This is a genomic window from Rhizobium sophorae, from assembly GCF_013087515.1.
GTDB lineage: Bacteria > Pseudomonadota > Alphaproteobacteria > Rhizobiales > Rhizobiaceae > Rhizobium > Rhizobium sophorae.
Genome location: NZ_JABFCN010000057.1, coordinates 72,702 through 91,401, shown reverse-complemented (window position 1 = coordinate 91,401; position 18,700 = coordinate 72,702). Strand labels below are relative to the sequence as shown.

Annotated in this window: 19 protein-coding genes; 8 read left to right on the top strand and 11 right to left on the bottom strand. The window is 60.9% G+C overall.

The window, feature by feature from the left end:
- Positions 1 to 125 precede the first annotated feature (125 nt).
- The gene (locus G9X64_RS30810; RefSeq protein ID WP_168307916.1) at positions 126 to 833 is read right to left on the bottom strand and encodes a pyrimidine 5'-nucleotidase; all 708 of its coding nucleotides are present in this window, start codon (positions 831 to 833) and stop codon (positions 126 to 128) included.
- A gap of 188 nt (positions 834 to 1,021) precedes the next feature.
- On the opposite strand from G9X64_RS30810, the gene bchE reads away from it, so the two are divergent.
- The 3 genes from bchE to G9X64_RS30795 are packed head-to-tail and all read left to right on the top strand — an operon-like array spanning position 1,022 to position 4,447.
- Positions 1,022 to 2,551, top strand: coding sequence for a magnesium-protoporphyrin IX monomethyl ester anaerobic oxidative cyclase (gene bchE, locus G9X64_RS30805; protein ID WP_168307915.1), 1,530 nt, complete (start codon positions 1,022 to 1,024; stop codon positions 2,549 to 2,551).
- A gap of 55 nt (positions 2,552 to 2,606) precedes the next feature.
- A complete protein-coding gene (locus G9X64_RS30800; protein ID WP_168307914.1) occupies positions 2,607 to 3,680 on the top strand; it encodes a bifunctional transcriptional activator/DNA repair enzyme AdaA in 1,074 nt (357 codons plus the stop codon).
- Positions 3,677 to 4,447, top strand: a complete 771-nt coding sequence (locus tag G9X64_RS30795; RefSeq protein WP_168307913.1) for an isocitrate lyase/PEP mutase family protein — start codon at positions 3,677 to 3,679, stop codon at positions 4,445 to 4,447. The genes G9X64_RS30800 and G9X64_RS30795 overlap by 4 nt, the downstream gene beginning before the upstream one ends.
- A 67-nt stretch (positions 4,448 to 4,514) precedes the next feature.
- Here the strand turns inward: G9X64_RS30795 and G9X64_RS30790 are convergent, their stop codons facing one another.
- Positions 4,515 to 5,663, bottom strand: coding sequence for an alpha-hydroxy acid oxidase (locus G9X64_RS30790; RefSeq protein WP_168307912.1), 1,149 nt, complete (start codon positions 5,661 to 5,663; stop codon positions 4,515 to 4,517).
- Between the two features lie 68 nt (positions 5,664 to 5,731).
- On the bottom strand, positions 5,732 to 6,619 hold the full coding sequence (gene argB, locus G9X64_RS30785) for an acetylglutamate kinase (protein ID WP_168307911.1): 888 nt from the start codon (positions 6,617 to 6,619) through the stop codon (positions 5,732 to 5,734).
- Between the two features lie 143 nt (positions 6,620 to 6,762).
- Between argB and G9X64_RS30780 the strand changes: the two genes are divergently transcribed.
- The 3 genes from G9X64_RS30780 to G9X64_RS30770 all read left to right on the top strand — a co-directional run bounded on the left by G9X64_RS30780 (position 6,763) and on the right by G9X64_RS30770 (position 8,696).
- Complete coding sequence (locus tag G9X64_RS30780) at positions 6,763 to 7,302, top strand: sigma-70 family RNA polymerase sigma factor (protein ID WP_168307910.1); 540 nt, start codon at positions 6,763 to 6,765, stop codon at positions 7,300 to 7,302.
- Positions 7,299 to 8,018 (top strand): anti-sigma factor, encoded by a 720-nt coding sequence (locus G9X64_RS30775; protein ID WP_168307909.1) that lies wholly within the window; start codon positions 7,299 to 7,301, stop codon positions 8,016 to 8,018. Before G9X64_RS30780 ends, G9X64_RS30775 begins: the two co-directional genes overlap by 4 nt.
- Positions 8,019 to 8,141: 123 nt before the next feature.
- Positions 8,142 to 8,696, top strand: coding sequence for a fasciclin domain-containing protein (locus tag G9X64_RS30770; protein ID WP_168307908.1), 555 nt, complete (start codon positions 8,142 to 8,144; stop codon positions 8,694 to 8,696).
- A 171-nt stretch (positions 8,697 to 8,867) separates the two neighbouring features.
- Here G9X64_RS30770 and G9X64_RS30765 read toward each other — a convergent pair whose 3' ends face one another.
- The 8 genes from G9X64_RS30765 to rpmH all read right to left on the bottom strand — a co-directional run bounded on the left by G9X64_RS30765 (position 8,868) and on the right by rpmH (position 14,464).
- Positions 8,868 to 9,944, bottom strand: a complete 1,077-nt coding sequence (locus tag G9X64_RS30765; RefSeq protein WP_168307907.1) for a sensor histidine kinase — start codon at positions 9,942 to 9,944, stop codon at positions 8,868 to 8,870.
- 136 nt (positions 9,945 to 10,080) lie between these two features.
- Positions 10,081 to 10,356, bottom strand: coding sequence for a hypothetical protein (locus G9X64_RS30760; protein ID WP_168308105.1), 276 nt, complete (start codon positions 10,354 to 10,356; stop codon positions 10,081 to 10,083).
- A 121-nt stretch (positions 10,357 to 10,477) separates the two neighbouring features.
- Positions 10,478 to 10,702, bottom strand: a complete 225-nt coding sequence (locus G9X64_RS30755; RefSeq protein WP_027666179.1) for a hypothetical protein — start codon at positions 10,700 to 10,702, stop codon at positions 10,478 to 10,480.
- Positions 10,703 to 10,832: 130 nt separating this feature from the next.
- A complete protein-coding gene (locus G9X64_RS30750; RefSeq protein ID WP_003545000.1) occupies positions 10,833 to 11,042 on the bottom strand; it encodes a cold-shock protein in 210 nt (69 codons plus the stop codon).
- Positions 11,043 to 11,309: 267 nt separating this feature from the next.
- Positions 11,310 to 11,963 carry a ribosome biogenesis GTP-binding protein YihA/YsxC gene (yihA, locus tag G9X64_RS30745; protein WP_168307906.1) on the bottom strand — a complete coding sequence of 218 codons (654 nt, stop codon included), beginning with the start codon at positions 11,961 to 11,963 and terminating at the stop codon, positions 11,310 to 11,312.
- Positions 11,964 to 12,117: 154 nt separating this feature from the next.
- The gene (gene yidC, locus G9X64_RS30740; RefSeq protein ID WP_168308104.1) at positions 12,118 to 13,908 is read right to left on the bottom strand and encodes a membrane protein insertase YidC; all 1,791 of its coding nucleotides are present in this window, start codon (positions 13,906 to 13,908) and stop codon (positions 12,118 to 12,120) included.
- Complete coding sequence (gene rnpA, locus G9X64_RS30735; RefSeq protein ID WP_003545005.1) at positions 13,908 to 14,309, bottom strand: ribonuclease P protein component; 402 nt, start codon at positions 14,307 to 14,309, stop codon at positions 13,908 to 13,910. The genes yidC and rnpA overlap by 1 nt, the downstream gene beginning before the upstream one ends.
- Before the next feature lie 20 nt (positions 14,310 to 14,329).
- Positions 14,330 to 14,464 (bottom strand): 50S ribosomal protein L34, encoded by a 135-nt coding sequence (gene rpmH, locus G9X64_RS30730; protein WP_003545006.1) that lies wholly within the window; start codon positions 14,462 to 14,464, stop codon positions 14,330 to 14,332.
- 419 nt (positions 14,465 to 14,883) lie between these two features.
- Between rpmH and G9X64_RS30725 the strand changes: the two genes are divergently transcribed.
- Both G9X64_RS30725 and G9X64_RS30720 read left to right on the top strand, forming a co-directional pair.
- A complete protein-coding gene (locus G9X64_RS30725) occupies positions 14,884 to 16,881 on the top strand; it encodes a methyl-accepting chemotaxis protein (protein WP_168307904.1) in 1,998 nt (665 codons plus the stop codon).
- A gap of 219 nt (positions 16,882 to 17,100) precedes the next feature.
- Entirely contained in the window at positions 17,101 to 18,618 is a 1,518-nt protein-coding gene (locus G9X64_RS30720; RefSeq protein WP_168307903.1) for an ATP-binding protein, read from the top strand.
- Positions 18,619 to 18,700: the final 82 nt, after the last annotated feature.

Sequence of the window (18,700 nt, the reverse complement as noted above, 5' to 3'; positions counted from 1 at the left end):
CTGCGATCAAACTCGCCGCAACACGCATCTGGATCAGGTCGTTATGAGTCTGTGCCCTAATGCATGTCGCCCAAACGTGTGCAGCGGTTTTGGGATAACGACATGCATCAAATAAAGACTGGCTATCAGCCGGTAATCTTGCCGAGAAAAGCGGCGAGGTCATCGGTGACGAAATCGATATGATCCTCTTCGCCGCTGGTCTTTTCCCACCATTCGACCACCGTCTCTTCCAGATTGCGAGGTACGAGCAGCACGGTCTGCATGCCGAGCGCCTTCGGCACCGTCAGGTTGCGCGGCAGATCCTCGAACATGGCCGCCTTGGTGGTTTCGACGCGCTTCAGTGCCGTGAACTTGTCGTAGGTCGCCTGCGCCGGCTTCGGCACGTAGTCGGCGGCGACGATATCGAAGATGTCGTCGAAATGTTCGAGAATGCCGAGCGCCTCCGCCGTCATTTCGGCATGTTTGACGCTGCCATTGGTGAAGATGAACTTGCGCCCCGGCAGCGCCTTGATCGCCTCGCCGAGTTCCGGCTGCGGCGCCAGCGCCGTGTAGTCGATCGCATGCGCCTTTTCGAGAAAGTCGTTCGGATCGATGCCGTGGTGGATCATCAGGCCCTGCAGCGTCGTGCCATGCTCGAGGTAATATTGCTTCTGCAGCTTGCGCGCCTCTTCCCGCTCCATCTGCAAGAGTGCCGCAACATAGGCGGTCATGTTCTTGTCGATCTGCGCGAAGAGATTGACATGATGCGGGTAGAGCGTGTTGTCGAGGTCGAAGACCCAGTCTGTAACGTGCTGGAAATCGGCTTTGTCAGGCATGCGGTCGATCTTGGTCATGGCGGTCTTATGGCACGGCTGCAGCGGGAAACAAAAGGGCTTTTGGCTCCCAGGTTCGCCTGGCTGCAGCTTCCGCAAAAATGCCGTCAGATTTTCACAACTTTAAGAGGATTTTGGCTGAATATTGCCATTGATCGGTGGTGACTTCTGCCTGCGCCAAACAGGGGACCCGCAAGGGGTAAAGTCGCATGAAGATCGTTCTGATCAATCCGCCGCATACGGCGATCGGCAGTCGAATTCCCGATGATCACCTTCCACCGCTCGGCCTTCTTTCGATCGGCGGCCCGCTGATCGACGACGGTCATATCGTCAGTCTCGTCGATGCCGAATTCGGACCGATGACGATAGCGGAGATTGTCAGCCGTGTGGCGGTTAGCGACCCCGATCTGGTGCTGATCGGTCATTCCGGCTCGACCTCGGCCCATCCCACCGCCCGGGCGATCGCAGAGGCGGTCAAGCACAGCGATCCTGCTATCCGCATTGTTTATGGCGGTGTCTTCCCGACCTATCACTGGCGGGAGGTGCTGACCGAGGCCGAGGCATTCGATATCCTCGTGCGCGGCGAAGGCGAGGAAACGATGCGGCGGCTTGCCGGCACCCTGGCGACGGGCCTCCCGCTCGCAACCGTTCCCGGCATCGCCTTTCGCGATGGCGATGGCGACATCCTGGCAACACAGCCGGCGCAGGCGATCGCCGATCTCGATGCCTATCGCGTCGGCTGGGAGCTGATCGATCATCGCCACTACAGTTATTGGGGCGGCAAGCGCGCTGTCGTCATGCAGTTTTCGCGCGGCTGTCCGCATCTTTGCAACTACTGCGGCCAGCGCGGCTTCTGGACCCGCTGGCGTCACCGCTCGCCGGAACTGTTTGCCCGCGAGATCGCCAGGCTTTATCGCGAAGAGGGTGTCGAACTTATCAATCTCGCCGACGAGAATCCGACCTCCTCGCGAAAGGCGTGGCTCGCTTTTCTAGAAGCGATGATCACCGAGAATGTGCCGGTGCAGATCGTCGGATCGACACGGGCCGATGATATCGTCCGCGATGCCGATATCCTGCATCTCTACCGCAAGGCGGGTGTCGTGCGCTGGTTGATCGGTATGGAAAACACCGACGAGGCGACCTTGACGCTGATCAAGAAGGGTGGAGCAAAGACAACCGACAGGGAGGCGATCCGCCTTCTGCGCCAACACGATATCCTGTCCATGGCGACTTGGGTCGTCGGTTTCGAGGAGGAGAAGCTGAGCCATATCTGGCGCGGCTTCCGGCAATTGCTCTCCTATGATCCCGACCAGATCCAGGCGCTCTATGTGACGCCACATCGCTGGACGCCCTTCTTCCGTATCGCTCGCGATCGACAGGTCATCGAAACCGATATCCGCAAATGGGACTATAAGCATCAGGTGCTGAAGATGCGGTATCTCACCCCGATGGTGCTGGTCGCCTGCGTTAAGCTCATCGAGGTGGCGGTCCAGGCGCGGCCGAAGGCACTGCTGCGCATCCTCTTCCATCGCGATCGCGAGCAACGCCATTCCATGCGCTGGTATACGCAAATGGGTCGTCGCGTCTGGTTTCACGAGATCCTCGAATTTCTCTTCCGCCGCCGCCATCTCAAGGATGGCCCGACGCTCGAGAATTTCTGGGGCGCCCCGCAGGATGCAGAGGAGGAATCCATGCTGCGCCCGCAACGACATGTGAAAGGCCTCGACGAGGCGGAATAAAATAGACGCCCGATTTTCGGCGGACGGCGCAGGCACGGAATGCTAGAAAGCGGTCATGCTTTTCGAACGCCCCGATGACGATACGCTCTATGATGCCCTGATCGCGCGCAGTGCCGATTATGAGGGGCAGGCCTATGTCTGCGTGAAGACGACTGGCATCTTCTGCCGCCTGACCTGCCCGGCGCGCAAGCCGAAGCGGGAAAATACGCTCTTTTTCGATACGATCGCCGCCTGTATGCATTCCGGCTTCCGCCCGTGCCAGCGCTGCAAGCCGCTAGAGCAGCCTGGCAGGGAGCCGATCGTCGACGAGTTGCTTGCCGCATTGGACCGTGAGCCGCAACTGCGCTGGACCGAGGATGAGCTCGTACGCCGCGGCCACGATCCTTCGACCGTGCGCCGCGCCTTCAAACGCGGGCTCGGCATGACCTTCCACGATATCGTCCGCTATCGCCGGCTGGGCGAGGCGGCCCGTCAGCTGGCCGATGGCGCGCGCGTCATCGATGCGCAGCTCGATGCGGGTTATGACTCCCCAAGTGGTTTCCGGACGGCTTTCCAGCGGCTGGTCGGCAAGGCGCCGGCGTTGTCGCAGAACCGCGAACTGCTCTTTGCCGACTGGTTCGAGACGCCGCTCGGGCCGATGGTGGCCGTTGCCGACCAAACGCATCTGCATCTTCTCGAATTCCACGACCGTAAGGCGCTGCCGACCGAGCTCGAGGCGCTGCAGAAGCGCGTCCGCTCGTCGGTCGCGATCGGCCGCACGCCGGCGATCGATCAGATCGCGGCGGAGATCCGGGATTATTTCGAAGGGCGGCTCACCGTCTTCAAGACGCCATTGGCGCTCGGCGGCACACCCTTCGAAAAACATGTCTGGGCAAAGCTCATGGAGATTCCTGCCGGCCAGACGCGCGCCTATGGCGATCTTGCAAGGGACATGGAAAGGCCGGAAGTCGTGCGGGCCGTCGGCCGCGCCAATGGCGCCAACCAGCTTGCCATCATCGTGCCTTGCCATCGTATCCTCGGCGCGGATGGTTCGCTGACCGGCTATGGCGGCGGGCTCTGGCGCAAGCAATGGCTGCTGCGGCATGAAGAGAAGATCAGCACGCAAGCAAAGATGGAGGAGACGGTATGAACCAGAGTGAAAAGGCCGAGCTGTTCGGCACGCTGCACCGCAAGGGCGACCCGGTTGTTCTTTACAATATTTGGGATGCTGGGACGGCGAAGGCGGTTGCCGATGCCGGCGCCAAGGCGCTTGCGACGGGAAGCTGGTCGGTCGCCGCGGCCCATGGTTATGCCGACGGCGAAAAACTGCCGATGTCGGTGCTGGTCGACACGGCGAAATCCATCACCTCTGCCGTCGACCTGCCGCTTTCGGTCGATTTCGAAGGCGCCTATTCGGCCGAGCCTGAGGGGGCTGCGGCCAATGTGTCGAAACTGCTGGAGGCCGGCGCCGTCGGCATCAATTTCGAAGATCAGGTGGTCGGCGGTGGCGGGCTTTATCCGGCCGAGAGGCAGGCGGCCCGCATCCGCGCCATTCGGGCCATGGCGGAAGGTAAGGGCGTCCCCTTCTTCATCAACGCACGTACCGATCTCTTCCTGGCCGAGAGCGATCTTTCCAAACATGCCGGTCTGGTTGACGAGGCAATCGAGCGCGGCAAGGCCTATGCGGCCGCCGGCGGCAGCGGTTATTTCGTGCCTGGTTTGATCGATCCCGCCTTGATCGAAAAAATCTGTGCGGCATCGCCGCTGCCGGTCAACATCATGATGCGGACAGGCGCCCCGGACGTGAAGACGCTGGCAAAACTCGGTGTCGGCCGCGTCAGTTATGGTCCGGGGCCTTACCGGTCGATGATGGAAAAGTTGAAACAGGAGGCGGCGGCGATTTATAGCCCGCTCTAACGTCGAATGCCCGAGGGCCGCAGATCTGGTGCGAAAGGCTGCGGCCCGGAATGAAATCCCGTTCCGCTCAGGAACGGAAGCGCAGATTCCGTCGGCTGAGTTGGCTGACCGAGGTGCAGCCCATCAGCTTCATGCCGCGTTCGATCTCGGTGCGCATCGTCTCCAGCGCCCGTTCGACGCCGGGCTGTCCGGCAGCGGCAAGCGGGAAGAGATAGTAGCGCCCGAGCCCGACGGCCTTCGCCCCCAGCGACAATGCTTTGAGAACATGCGTTCCCCGCTGCACGCCGCCATCCATCATCACGTCGATCCGGTCGCCCACGGCGTCGACGATCTCGGCCAGCTGGTCGAATGCGCTGCGCGAGCCGTCAAGCTGGCGCCCGCCATGATTGGAAAGCACGATGCCGCTGCAGCCGATCTCGGCCGCGCGCTTGGCGTCTTCGACCGACATGATGCCCTTCAGGCAGAATGGCCCGCCCCATTCGCGCACCATCTCCGCTACGTCGTCCCATGACATCGAGGGGTCCAGCATCTCGGTGAAGTATCGGCTGATCGACAGCGCGCCGCCATCCATCTTGACGTGGTTTTCGAGCTGCGGCAGGGCGAAGCGCTCGTGCGTCAGCCAGTCGATCGCCCAGGAAGGCTTGATCGCGAACTGGGTCATGCCGGCAAGATTGAGCTTGAAGGGAATGGCAAAACCGGTGCGCTTGTCGCGCTCGCGGTTGCCGCCGGTGATGCTGTCGACCGTCAGCATCATCGCCTGCACGCCTGCATTTTTCGCTCGCGCCATCATCTCGCGGTTGAGGCCGCGGTCCTTGTGAAAATAGAACTGATAGACCTGCGGCCCGTTGCTGATCCGTCTCGCTTCCTCCAGGCTGATCGTGCCGAGCGACGAGACGCCGAACATCGTGCCGTGTTTTGCCGCCGCTGCCGCGACCGCCCGCTCTCCCTGATGGTGGAAAAGGCGCTGCAACGCCGTTGGTGAGCAATAGACCGGCATTGCGAGCTTCTGCCCCATGACGGTCACCGACATGTCGACATCGGCCACACCACGCAAGACGTCAGGCACCAGATCGCAGGCCTCGAAGGCCGCCGTATTGCGCCGGTACGTCACCTCGTCATCGGCGCCGCCGTCTATGTAGTCGAATATTGGCCCGGGAAGACGCCGTTTGGCCATGCGCCGGAAATCGTGAAAATTATAGCAGTCTGTCAGGCGCATTTCTTTCCTCGATACCCTGTTTCCCTGCCAGGAAGATCCGCCCTTCGTAGTGAAGGGCGCAGCCTCGTTCAGGGAACGATCAGCGTTCCGACGCCGTGCTCGGTGAAGATCTCCAGCAGGACGGAATGGGCGGTCTTGCCGTTCAGGATGACGACACCCTGCACGCCGGCCTTGATCGCATCGATGCAGGTCTCGACCTTCGGGATCATGCCGCCGGAAATCGTGCCATCGGCGATCAGCGCATGCGCTTCGGCGACGGAAAGCTCCTTGATCAGTTGGCCGTTCTTGTCAAGCACGCCGGGCACATCGGTCAGGAACAGCAGCCGGGTGGCGTTCAGCGCGCCGGCAATAGCGCCGGCGAACGTGTCGGCATTGATATTGTAGGTGGCGCCGTCGCGGCCAGGCGCCACGGGGGCGATGACCGGGATCATCTCGGAGCGGGCAAGCAGATCGAGCAGCGTGCGGTCGACCTCGACCACTTCGCCGACGAAGCCGAGATCGAGCACGCGCTCGATGTTCGAATCCGGATCCTTGATGGTCTTGCGCGCCTTTTCGGCGAAGACCATGTTGCCGTCCTTGCCGCAAAGGCCGATCGCCCATTCGCCGGTCTGGTTGATGAGCGCGACGATTTCCTTGTTGATCGAGCCGGCGAGCACCATCTCGACGATCTCGACCGTCTTCTGGTCTGTGACGCGAAGCCCGCCCTCGAATTTCGATTCGATGCCCATCTTGCTTAGCATGGCGCCGATCTGCGGGCCGCCGCCGTGAACGACGATCGGGTTGACGCCCGATTGCTTCAAGAGCGCGATGTCGCTGGCAAAGGCCTTGCCGAGCTCGGGATTGCCCATGGCGTGGCCGCCATATTTCACGACAATCGTCTTGTTCTCATAACGCTGCATGAAGGGCAGCGCCTTGGCCAGAAGCCGGGCCTGCAGTTCGCTTTCGGTTTCGTTCATGGGAACCCCGCAGAATTGTTCGCGGCCTTTTATCGCAAGTTTCTGGCAGAGGGAATAATCCAGAGGGCAATAGTTTTTCGTATCTGTCGCGAAGCCGGACGCCGTTACCGTCTGGCGCACGCAAGCTTGAGATGAGGAACGGCATGCAAGGCGATGAGATCGCAGACTTGATCGGCCGCGTCGCACTCGGCGACCGCAGTGCTTTCGTGGCCCTTTACAACCAGACCGGGCCGAAACTTTTCTCGATCTGCCTGCGTATCTTGAAGGATCGCACGGAAGCTGAAGAAGCCCTGCAGGAGGTCTACATCAGCATCTGGCAACGCGCTCGCAGCTTCTCCGTCGCCTCGGGTTCGTCCTCCGCATGGCTGGCCGCAATTGCCCGCAACCGGTCGATCGATGCGCTGCGGGCGCGCAAGCCCGTCGCCGACGAATTAGACACGGTCTACGATCTTGCCGATGCCGGACCCGACCCGGAGATGCAGACGGTGACGAAGGATGAAGGAAGGCGGATTGACACCTGCATGGAAGAGTTGGAAGCTGATCGTGCGGTCGCGGTGAAACGGGCTTATGTCGAAGGGCTGAGCTACCAGGAACTGGCCGATCAGTTTGGTGTCCCGCTGAACACGATGCGGACCTGGCTCAGGCGCAGCCTCTTGAAACTGAGAGAGTGCATGGAACGATGACATCGCCCGACAAAAGCAAGGGAGACCGCTCCCGCGACGAGGTTCTCGCCGGCGAATATGTGCTTGGCGTCCTGTCGTTGCAGGATCGCCGGGTGGTGGAAGAGCGCATGCGCCACGACCGCCCCTTCGCTGCGATCGTCAGCCGCTGGGAAACCAACCTCTCCTCCTTTAACGACGAGTATGAAGGCGTTGCTCCGAACCGGGACACCTTCAAGCAGATCGAGGCGCGGCTGTTCGGCGATGGCCAAAAGCCCCATTCCTTTTCGCAGGGGCTCTGGAATTCCGCCGTTTTCTGGCGCTCGCTGAGCTTCGCCTGCATCGTCGTCGCTGTCAGCGCCGTCATTTTCGCCTCCGGCGTGGTGCCGGAGCCGCAGGGGCCCGCACCGCTTGTAGCCTCGCTTTCGGGCCAGAACAGCACCATCAATCTTCTTGCCTCCTACGAGCTTCAGAGCGGCCGGCTGAAGATCGTGCCGGTTGCCGCCGGCAAGCCGGAGGAGAAGTCGCTGGAACTTTGGCTGGTACCGGGCAGCGGCATGACGAGATCGCTCGGCGTCTTCCAGCCGGGCGAAAGCGGTGAACTTGTCATTCCCGCCGAACTGCGCAGCATGATAGCCGATGGCGCAACGCTTGCCGTCAGTCTCGAACCCTTCGGCGGTTCGCCGACCGGCCAGGCGACTGGTCCGGTGATCGCAAGCGGTCCCCTGCACCGGCCATAATCGTGCCGGCCATAAATCATGTCTCCCCACTGAAACTCTTCGGTACGGCCCTCCGTAGTTCGAACTGTCCGGACGACGCTCAGGCATAAAGCCCCGCGGATGGTGTCCGGTGAGGAGAAAATCATGATCAAGTCCGTATTCCGCGGCTTCGCGCTCGCCACCGCCATGTCCGCCGTCGCCTTTGCCGCTGCGAAAAACCCGACGGTCGGCGGTGCGGCGATGTTCGATAACAAGAACATCATCGAGAACGCCGTGAATTCCAAGGATCACACAACGCTGGTCGCCGCCGTCAAGGCCGCCGGCCTAGTCGGGACGCTCGAGGGTAAGGGCCCCTTCACCGTCTTTGCGCCGACCAACGAAGCTTTTGCGGCGCTGCCGAAGGGCACCGTCGACACGCTGCTGAAGCCGGAAAACAAGGCAACGCTCACCAAGGTTCTGACTTGCCACGTCGTTGCCGCCGATGCGATGGCCAAGACCGTTGCCAAGATGATCAAGGATGACGGCGGCGAGCACGATATCAAGACCGTCGGCGGCTGCGTGCTGAAAGCCAAGGAAAACATGGGCAAGATCACGCTGACCGATGAAAACGGCGGCGTCTCCCATGTGACGATCGCCGACGTCAAGCAATCGAACGGCGTTATCCACGTTGTCGACAAGGTGCTGTTGCCGAAAATGTAAGCCCGCTCGTAGCGACAGACGGATTGGGGCGCTCTTTCGGGCGCCCCAGACACAAATTGATGAGGTGGCTAGCGCATAAGCCCGAAAGTCGGAATCGATTTTCGGAAAGGATTACGCGCAGATTCAAAGTGATAGAGCGTCCTTAGCGCGTCTGAAAAGACGCGCGGCGCTCTATTGGGCCGCTTCGGCTCTCGGGAAGACGAGGGAGACACTCATACCGGTGTCAGGGGACGAGCTCACTTCAACCTCGGCGCGGGCATTCTGTTTCAGCGACTGTACGATCATCGCGCTCAGCTTTCCCGGCTGCGGCCAAGTCACATCCTGGGGAAGGCCGACCCCGTTATCGGCAACGGTGATCCTGCAGCCGGTATCGCCGACGACACAGCGGAGCGTGATTTCGCCGCCATCACGCCCCACGAAGGCATGCTTCAGCGTATTGGTGAGGAGTTCGTTGATGACGAGGCCGGCCGGCATGGCGACATCGACCGAAACCGGCCAGGTATCGACCTTCATGTCCAGCCGGATCCCTTCCACGGCGTGGGCCGCCATCACCGAGGCGGCAATCTGGCTGACATAGGTGCCAAGATCGACTGTGGCGCCTTTCTCTTCGTCTGACAGCGAGCGATAGAGCAGGGCCAAGGCTTCAATCCGCCCGGCAAGCCGTGCAAACCTCTCGCTTTCCTCATTCTGTTGAGCATTGCGCGCCTCCATTCGGATGAGCGCAGTGATCATCTGAAGATTGTTCTTCACGCGATGCTGAAGTTCCCGCAGAAGGACATCTTTCTCCGTCAGCAGTTCGCTGAAGCTCTCAGCGGCCGTCGCCTCATTGCGGGCAGCAAAGGCCACCAGTCGGAAAAGTGGCGTGTCATCATCGGCGACGATCGTATTCGACCAGACATCGATAATGACGGTGCTCTCGGGTTCGGCCACCAGCGAGAAGGCACCAATATACTCTTCTGCAGAGGTCACAGCGGCGGTAAGCGGCACTTCTCCGGAGACGGCGGTAGATTTCAATTCAATGTCCGGCCAGGGCTTTCCCTGGACTTGGGTTGCCTCAAGCGCCGTCAGCCGTTCGAATTCGAGATTGACATAAATCAGCGGCTCGTCGCCACCGAGTTCGGAGACAGCCACAGCGAATGGCACATGGTCGAGAAAGTGTCGAAACCGGTCATCATCAAGGGCTTCGGCAAGATGGGGCAAGTTGCCGACGCCTTCCGGCGAAATCGGCTGGTCTTTGCTATCGGTCATCAAATATTACTCGTGGACGCGGCTGCTCCTGGACAACAGGAGAACTAGGGTTGCTTTAAAAACTGCAGGGACGCAAGCGCAATCAACGCCGGTCAGTCCATGCAAGCCGTTTCCTAACTCGGCGATTATTCGTGATTTAAGCCCGGTCATAGGTAAATGACGTCAGCAGGGTCGTGACAAAATTGCTCGCCCTTTCCTTGATTAGCACTTCCGTCCACTCATCAGTCCCGCGCAGCCGCAAATCCGTGTAAATACTGTCGACGGCTGCTTCTTCGATACGCTTGATATGCGTCTTGAACGAAGCCTCGCCGCCGCCGTGATACATGTCTCTGATCACCATGCGCAGAATTTCCTGAATGGCGATCTGCCAGGCCGTATTGATCGACTGAAGTTCCTGCGGAGTCTCTGCCATTGATGCTTCCTTGATGCGAGTGAATGCCAGCACGCTTTGGGTCGTGCTGTAGCGCGCGATCTGCAAGCCCGTCATTTCAGACGCGTTTTAAATCTCGATCCTTGCCGATCGGTGTGCGATCTCAGCGGGCTCTGGCGCGTTTCGCAATGAGGGCAGAGGTTGCCGACACCCGGTTACTATGCTCCCTCGCAAGCCGGGCCTCCCGAAGCCGCAACGTCTTTGCCTGTTGCGATTGTGCGTCGGATTCGAGCTCTTCGGCCGCCTGGTTCTTGGCGAAGAACTGGGTCTGGACGTTGCCGAAGGCAATCTCCGCCCGCTGGCGAGACTTGCTGTATGTTTCTGTCATGTTGGCTCCGATACGGATGGGCTCGACGCGCGAGCGAAAAAAAAGGCCAGGCAAATCGCCTGGCCTTGGATTGATAACCTGCTTCCGGCAGTGCCAGTACATCCGTGGTCAAAGGGAAGCAGATATCGATTTAAGCATTCTGGAGATTGCAAGCGGACATCTTGCCCGACTTGTTGTCACGCTCGAGGTCGAAGCCGATCTTCTGGCCTTCGACGAGTTCGCGCATTCCGGCGCGCTCGACGGCAGAGATGTGAACGAAGGCGTCGTCGCCGCCATTGTCAGGCTGAATGAAGCCGAAGCCTTTGGTGGAATTGAACCATTTAACTGTGCCAGTGGCCATGATGATGAACCCTTTCATAGCAATATTGAAGAACCGCAACGCCAAGGCGGTGCGGATGGTGATAGCGATTTTTGAAAGGAAGTTCGTTCAGGGCGCGGTGCCAATCGCGCGATAACCAAGCCAGCAAGCAAAATTCGATGGTCGCTATCTAGCTCATCAAGCATGCGACGTCAACCGTTAGTTTTCTGTTGGTGCTACGTTCAACTGTGGGATGCTGCGAAGACATTTACACCGAACATGGCTTCGCGTCCGGGTACTCAGGCCTTCCTACTTCCAGCGGGCGATGCCGACGGTTTCGGCGATCGCTTGCCGCAACTCGTCCAGCCCGTTGCCCTTTTCGGATGAGGTGGAGAGCACGCCGGGATAGGCGGCCGGGCGTTTGCGGATCTTCTCGGCCGTTTCGGCAAGCAGCTTCGGCACACCAGCCGCCTTGATCTTGTCGGTCTTGGTCAGCACGATCTGGTAGGAGACGGCGGCTTTGTCGAGCAGATCAAGCACGTCATCGTCGTTCTTCTTGATGCCGTGGCGGCTGTCGATCAGCACATAGACGCGCTTCAGCGTCGCGCGGCCGCGCAGATAATCGAAGACGAGCTTGGTCCACTTGTCGACCTGCTCCTTCGGCGCCTGCGCATAACCATAGCCCGGCATGTCGACGATCGCCATCGGCGGCAGGTCGCCGCCTTCGCCGGAATAGCCGTCCGGAACGAAATAGTTCAGTTCCTGCGTGCGTCCCGGCGTATTCGACGTGCGCGCCAGACCTTTCTGGCCGACCAGCGCATTGATCAGCGACGACTTGCCCACATTCGAGCGACCGGCAAAGGCCACTTCCAACGGCCCTTCCGGCGGGAGGAAATTCAGGGAGGGCACGCCGCGGATGAAAATCCATGGGTGGCCGAAGAGCGGCTTTTCGATGTCGGACATCCGGGTTCTGCAATCTCTGGGTTCGGTCTTTTACCGGGCTTCGTGGTTTTGTGGGCGGATGTCAAGCTTTGACGGGCGCCTGCGCGGCATGCCTTGTTTCCGTCGTCCGCCGACCGGAAATGAAAAGCCCCGCCGGAGCGGGGCTTGGCAAGCGTCATTTCGACGGTACTTCTTTTCGTCGGAACAGACCCTTCAGATTGTCGAAGAGTTCGACCTTGACGCCGTGGCGCTTCATGATCAGCCCCTGCTGGGCCACCGAGAGCGTGTTGTTCCAGGCCCAGTAGATGACCAGGCCGGCCGGGAAGCTGGCCAGCATGAACATGAACACCAGCGGCATCCAGTTGAAGATCATCGCCTGTGTCGGATCGGGCGGCGTCGGGTTCATGCGCATCTGCACGAACATGGTGATGCCCATGATCAGCGGCCAGACGCCGAGGTGTAGCAGCGCCGGCCCCTCGAAAGGCAGCAGGCCGAACAGATTGACGATCGTCGTCGGATCGGGCGCCGAAAGGTCCTTGATCCAGCCGAAGAAGGGTGCGTGCCGCATTTCGATGGTGATGTAGATCACCTTGTAGAGCGAGAAAAAGATCGGGATCTGCAGCGCCACCGGCCAGCAGCCGGCGATCGGATTGATCTTCTCTTCCTTGTAGAGCTGCATCATCGCCTGTTGCAGCCCCATGCGGTCGTCGCCGAATTTTGCCTTCAACTCCTCCATCTTCGGCTGCATGCGCTTCATGTTCGCCATCGAAGCGTACTGCTTGCTGGCGAGCGGGAAGAACAGGAGCTTGACGACGATGGTCGTGCACAGGATCGCCACGCCAAAATTGCCGAAGTAGCGGAAGAAGAAGTCCATCAGCTTGAACATCGGCTTGGTGATGAAATAGAACCAGCCCCAGTCGATCAGGCGGTCGAACTTCGGGATCGAGTAGCTGGCCTCATAACCGTCGATAACAGGCACTTCCTTGGCGCCGGCGAAGACGAGGTTCTTGAGCTCGATCGACTGGCCCGGCGCAACGGTGAAGGCATCATCCTTGTAATCGGCCTGATAGCGCGGCTGGCCATCGGCAAAGTGGGAGAAGCGCGCCTCATAGGCCGCACTTTGCGGCGGAACGATCGTCGCGGCCCAGTATTTGTCGGTGATGCCAAGCCATCCGCCGGTGGATTTCGCCGGCGTGACGGCTTCCTCCTCAACGGCGCTATATTTTGTTTCGATCAGGCCGTCGCCGATCACGCCGATGAAGCCTTCATGCAGCACGTAGACGGAGGGCGTCGTCGGCTTGTTGTACCGCGTCACCCGGCCGTAGGAAGAAAGCGATGCGGGCGCCTGGCCGGTATTCTCGATCTTGTCGGCGACGGTGAACATATAGCGTTCGTCGACGGAAATGGTGCGAGTGAAGGTCAGGCCCTTGTCATTGGTGTAGGAGAGCGTCACCGGCGTCTTTTCGGTGAGCTTGGCGCCCTCGGGCGCGGTCCAGAGCGTCGCTGCGCCGGGAACGGCGCCTGTCGCGTCGCTGCCGATATAGCCGAGTTCGGTGAAATAGCCGTCCTTGGTCTCGGCCGGGCTGAACAGCGTGATGATCGGGCTCGAGTCGTCGACGGTTTCGTGATAGCCTTTGAGCTTCAGATCGTCGAGGCGGGCGCCGGCAAGGTTGATCGAGCCGGAAAGTGCCGGCGTATCGATGACAACGCGCGGGGACTTCTGCAGCGCCTGCTCGAGCGTCGCCGTCGCGGCTGCCTGGCCGGAAGGGGCCGCGCCGCTCGTCTGGGCCGGTGCCTGACCGCCTGCTGCCGGCTGCTGCACCTGCTCGGTCTGTTGCTGCGCCTTCTGGGCTTCCTGCGCCTTGCGCTGGGCCTCGATGCGCGGATTCATATAGAGAAACTGCCAGCCGAGGACGATCAGCACCGAGAGAGCGATCGCAATGAAATAATTGCGGTTGTTTTCCATCATACGTTCCTGGGGCGTCCGTCTCCGGAGCGCCGGTGTTTCGGCCTGGTTTCCACGCGGGATTTCAGTTCCGCGGCCAATTCCTGGAAGGACGCGTCAAGCACGTCCCTGCGCGCGACAACCACATAGTCGTGTCCGGGCTGCATTGCAAACCCCGCATGAAGCCGCACCGCCTCTTTCAGGCGGCGGCGCATACGGTTCCGTTCGACCGCGTTGCCATGTTTTTTTGTGACTGTAAAACCGACGCGTGCCTGGCTGTCGGGTTCCTTCCGGTCGAGGACTTCGAGAAGGAAAAGGCCGCCTCGGCGTTTTTCGCCCTCGCGCGCGGCAAGAAACTGCGGGCGGCTCTTCAGCCGCCCGACAGTGTGTTTCTTCTCACTGATCGTCAATTCGCCCGCCATCTCTTACCGGGCTACCCGGCTTACGCCGACAGACGATTGCGGCCCTGCGCGCGGCGGGCTGCGATGACCTTGCGGCCACCCTTCGTGGACATGCGGGCACGGAAACCGTGGCGACGCTTGCGAACAAGCTTGGATGGTTGGTAGGTACGCTTCATTTATTTTAAACACCGCGGAGTGCGGCCCTTCTTGAATTTGCATAATGCAAGGAGCGTTGTTTTTCGAACGGGCGGGCCATGAAAGGCTTGAGTGACCGGACGTGCGCGGGCTTATAAGGATGAAGGTCGTAAAAGTCAATTCTGCCGGATAATTTCACTCTGCGCTGCCGGCTCCAAAGTATTTTCGCACTCTGGTGTTAACAAATGAGGCCTGCCCTGACTGGTTGTAGTTTTGCGCTGCGGCAGATCGATCGCCCCGGTTTTCAGGCGTTTACGCCGCCCGACCGCATTCGGCACGGATCAATTCCGAAGCCATAATCGTAAATATTAGAAATCTAACTTTAATAAATTTCGCCGATATTCAACGCATGGACTGGGAATTTGCTTTCCAGGCACTGGCGTAGCTAGGAGGCATTGCATTGAAGATCCGTGGCAAAATTAATCTGTTGGTTTGCGTGATGGGCGCGGTGGCACTTCTGATCGGTGCAACGGCATTGTCCGCCATGCACGAATACAGTCGCAACCTGACGGCTTACGAGCGCGCCGCCAGCCGCGCCTATGCCGGCGAACGCCTCAATCGTTTCGTCACCGCCGTGGTCATGGAATCGCGCGGCATCTATGCCGCCAAAACGATCAAGGATACGCCGAACTTCGCCAAGGGCCTGATGGCCGGCCTCGACGAGATCGACAAGGTCATCTCGGGCTGGGCGCCGCTCGTTCCCGAGAGCCAGAAGGCCGATTTTGCCAAGCTTGTCGCCCGTGCCGCGGAATTCCGTACCTTCCGCACGGAAACGGCCCGCCTCGGCACGGAAGTCGGCCCCGAGGCCGCCGGCCAACAGGGCAACAACGACGCCAACCGCGCCAACCGCAAGGCGTTCCAGGCAGAAATCGATGCCGTCGTCGCCACCGACAAGGCCGCGCTGCAGGCCGTCAACGCCGAGATTGAGAGCTTCCGCTCCTGGGTGCTGATGCTCGTCCTCAGCATCACCGGCATCGGCATTTCGGCCGGCATCGGCATGGGCTTCTATATCGGCACCAGCCATCTGAGCCGTCCGATCAAACGCGTCACCCATGCGATCAAGCAAGTCGCCGACGGCAATTTCGACGCCGAGGTTCCCTTCGCCGGGCGCCAGGACGAAATCGGCGAGATGGCTGCAGCGGTTGCGGTCTTCAAGGCGAACGGCCTCGCCGTCAAGCGCCTGAACGCCCAGGAGGCGGCGATGCGCGCCAAGAGCGACGACTTGCAGTCGAGCATGTCCGTCGTCGTGGCCGCGGCAGCGGCCGGCGATTTCAGCCATCGCATCAGCAAGGACTACGAGGACGACAACCTCAACCAGTTTGCCGGCAACATCAACACGCTGCTGTCGAGCGTCGATGCCGGCATCGGTGAGACCCGCCGCGTCGTCGCAAGCCTTGCCGAAGGCGATCTCACCCAGACGATGAGCGGCAACTTCCAGGGCGCTTTCGCTGAGCTGCAACAGAACGTCAACAATACCTTCGTCACCCTGCAGGCGACGATGCGCGAAGTGCGTGAGACGACGGAAGCGATGAACGGCAACACCGCCGAGCTGCGCAATGCCAGCGACGACCTGTCGAAGCGCACCGAGCAGCAGGCGGCCGCCCTCGAAGAGACATCGGCAGCGCTCGACGAGATCACCGCCGTCGTCCAGAATTCCACCGAGCGGGCGCATGAAGCCACCATCATGGTGTCGGAAGCCAAGGAGAATGCCGGCCGCTCCGGCGTCGTCGTGCGCAATGCCGTCGAGGCGATGGGGCGCATCGAACAGGCCTCGCGCGAAATCAGCCAGATCATCAACGTCATCGATGAGATCGCCTTCCAGACCAACCTGCTGGCGCTGAACGCCGGCGTCGAGGCGGCTCGCGCCGGCGAGGCCGGAAAGGGCTTCGCGGTGGTGGCGCAGGAAGTGCGCGAACTCGCTCAGCGTTCGGCAACGGCTGCCAAGGACATCAAGGCGCTGATCACCAAATCGGGCGACGAGGTGCAGGTCGGCGTCAAGCTCGTCCAGGCGACCGGCGAGGCGCTGGCCGAAATCGGCACCCGCGTGATTGCCATCAACGACCATATCCATTCGATTGCGACGGCTGCGACCGAACAGTCGACCGGCCTCAAGGAAGTCAATACCGCCGTCAACCAGATGGACCAGGTAACCCAGCAGAATGCGGCGATGGTGGAAGAGACTTCCGCCGCCACGCACAGGCTTTCGGCCGAAGCCAATGGGCTGGTGCGCCTCATTGCCCGTTTCAAACTGCCGGATGATGCGCCGGCACCTGTGGCACTCGTCCGCAACGAGCCGCAAAGACCGGTCACCTCGCCGGCCCGCCGGGCGATCGCCAAGGTCGCCCGCGCCTTCGGCGGCAATGCGGCCGCCGCCGAACAGAGCTGGGAAGAGTTCTGATCCTCGGAGCAATTCCAGGAAAAGTGTGAAGCGGCTTTCCGTCTGGAATCGCGTAAAATAAAAGACTCGAGTCAAAGAGCCACTTAACGCCGCCTCCGGGCGGCGTTTTCTTGTGGCGACATGACGCTGCTCGCAAAGATTTGAAAGCGGAGCATCTTGGTCTAATATAGAGCTCAACGGTAAGGGCGGCCTGGGTGCTGCCGATCGGGCGAGACGAGAATGCCGATGAGAGACCAGGGCGACAATCCTTCGGCGGAAAACCCGGCGGCCGGCGAGGGTGCAAGGGCGCCGTGCCCGTCTGCGCGCATGTTCGGCGGCCTCTCCGGCAAGCTGCTCTGGCTGACCGTCTTCTTTATCATGCTGGCCGAAATCCTGATCTTCTTTCCCTCGGTCGCCAGCATGCGGTTGCGCTGGCTGCAGGACAGGCTGAATACGGCCGCTGCTGCCGCCATCGTCATCGATGGGCTGCAGCCGGTCGAACTGCCGCGCGCGCTGCAGAAGGAGACCTTGGAGGCGACCGGCACCAAGGCGATCGTGCTGCGCAAGGAGGGCACCTCGCGGCTCTTGGCGACGACCGATATGCCGGCCTCCGTCGATGAAGCCTATGATCTCACTGACGTGCCGCCGGTGACGGCGATACGCGACGCACTCGACACCTTGATGTTCGGCGGCAGCAGGATAATCCGCGTCTACGGCCCCGTCGGTGACACCAGCACCGGCGTCGAGGTGGTGATGAAGGACCGGCAGCTGCGCACGGCGATGTTCGCCTATTCCCGCAACGTCCTGTTGCTGTCGGTGCTGATCTCGCTGTTCACGGCGACGCTGATCTTCTTTGCGATCAACCGCATCCTCATCGGCCCCATCCGCCGGTTGACCGGCAGTATGCAGCAATTCTCCTCCGATCCCGAGAACCCCGCCCATATCTATATCGGCGACGGCGGCCGCGACGAACTGGCGGTCGCCGGCCGCAACCTCACCTCGATGCAGATGGAGCTGCAGAAGACGCTGAAGCAGCAGAAGAACCTCGCCGCTCTCGGACTTGCGGTCTCCAAGATCAATCACGACATGCGCAATATCCTGGCGTCCGCACAGCTGATGTCGGACCGGCTGGTCGATGTCGATGATCCGATGGTGAAAAGCTTTGCTCCGAAGCTGCTGCGCACCATCGACCGCGCCGTCGGTTATACCACCGAGGTGTTGTCCTACGGCAAGGCGAGTGAATCGGCACCGCGCCGCCGTCCTGTCCGCCTTTTGGAACTGACCCAGGACGTCAAGGACATGCTGGCGATCGATCCGCAAAGCGGCATCGAATTCGCAGAGCAAATCGGCGCCGAGCTTGAGGTCGATGCCGATGGCGAGCAGCTTTTCCGCGTCATCCACAATCTCTGCCGCAATGCGCTGCAGGCGCTGACATCAGGCGAGGGCGCTGCCGGCAGTGCCCGACGCATCACCGTGTCCGCCCAGCGCGTCGGCAGCGTCGTGAGCATCACGGTGGATGATACCGGCCCCGGGATGCCGCTGAAGGCGCGCCAAAACCTCTTTGCCGCCTTCCGCGGCTCCGCCCGCTCCGGCGGCACGGGCCTCGGCCTCACCATCGCCCGCGAACTGGTACTTGCTCATGGCGGCACGATCGCGCTCGTGGAAAAGCCGACGGCCGGCACGCAGTTCCGTATCGAGATCCCCGATCGCCCGGTTTCGCTGGACGATTACCGCAGCCGGACGCACATCGAAAAGTGACGGGGTTTCGCAAGGCGCGGCTGCGGGCAGACAAAGACGCGATTTTTTCAGAAATGCTCTTGCATTGTCCCCAAGGACGTTT

Bases quoted from the DNA above. Each gene is read 5' to 3' on its own strand.
- G9X64_RS30810 (WP_168307916.1), bottom strand. From the start codon at position 833: ATGACCAAGATCGACCGCATGCCTGACAAAGCCGATTTCCAGCACGTT.
- G9X64_RS30750 (WP_003545000.1), bottom strand. From the start codon at position 11,042: ATGGCCACTGGCACAGTTAAATGGTTCAATTCCACCAAAGGCTTCGGC.
- yidC (WP_168308104.1), bottom strand. From the start codon at position 13,908: ATGGAAAACAACCGCAATTATTTCATTGCGATCGCTCTCTCGGTGCTG.
- G9X64_RS30765 (WP_168307907.1), bottom strand. From the start codon at position 9,944: ATGACCGATAGCAAAGACCAGCCGATTTCGCCGGAAGGCGTCGGCAAC.
- G9X64_RS30795 (WP_168307913.1), top strand. From the start codon at position 3,677: ATGAACCAGAGTGAAAAGGCCGAGCTGTTCGGCACGCTGCACCGCAAG.
- G9X64_RS30780 (WP_168307910.1), top strand. From the start codon at position 6,763: ATGCAAGGCGATGAGATCGCAGACTTGATCGGCCGCGTCGCACTCGGC.
- rpmH (WP_003545006.1), bottom strand. From the start codon at position 14,464: ATGAAGCGTACCTACCAACCATCCAAGCTTGTTCGCAAGCGTCGCCAC.
- G9X64_RS30720 (WP_168307903.1), top strand. From the start codon at position 17,101: ATGCCGATGAGAGACCAGGGCGACAATCCTTCGGCGGAAAACCCGGCG.
- rnpA (WP_003545005.1), bottom strand. From the start codon at position 14,309: ATGGCGGGCGAATTGACGATCAGTGAGAAGAAACACACTGTCGGGCGG.
- G9X64_RS30760 (WP_168308105.1), bottom strand. From the start codon at position 10,356: ATGGCAGAGACTCCGCAGGAACTTCAGTCGATCAATACGGCCTGGCAG.
- G9X64_RS30800 (WP_168307914.1), top strand. From the start codon at position 2,607: ATGCTTTTCGAACGCCCCGATGACGATACGCTCTATGATGCCCTGATC.
- G9X64_RS30790 (WP_168307912.1), bottom strand. From the start codon at position 5,663: ATGCGCCTGACAGACTGCTATAATTTTCACGATTTCCGGCGCATGGCC.
- bchE (WP_168307915.1), top strand. From the start codon at position 1,022: ATGAAGATCGTTCTGATCAATCCGCCGCATACGGCGATCGGCAGTCGA.
- G9X64_RS30755 (WP_027666179.1), bottom strand. From the start codon at position 10,702: ATGACAGAAACATACAGCAAGTCTCGCCAGCGGGCGGAGATTGCCTTC.
- G9X64_RS30770 (WP_168307908.1), top strand. From the start codon at position 8,142: ATGATCAAGTCCGTATTCCGCGGCTTCGCGCTCGCCACCGCCATGTCC.
- argB (WP_168307911.1), bottom strand. From the start codon at position 6,619: ATGAACGAAACCGAAAGCGAACTGCAGGCCCGGCTTCTGGCCAAGGCG.
- G9X64_RS30775 (WP_168307909.1), top strand. From the start codon at position 7,299: ATGACATCGCCCGACAAAAGCAAGGGAGACCGCTCCCGCGACGAGGTT.
- yihA (WP_168307906.1), bottom strand. From the start codon at position 11,963: ATGTCCGACATCGAAAAGCCGCTCTTCGGCCACCCATGGATTTTCATC.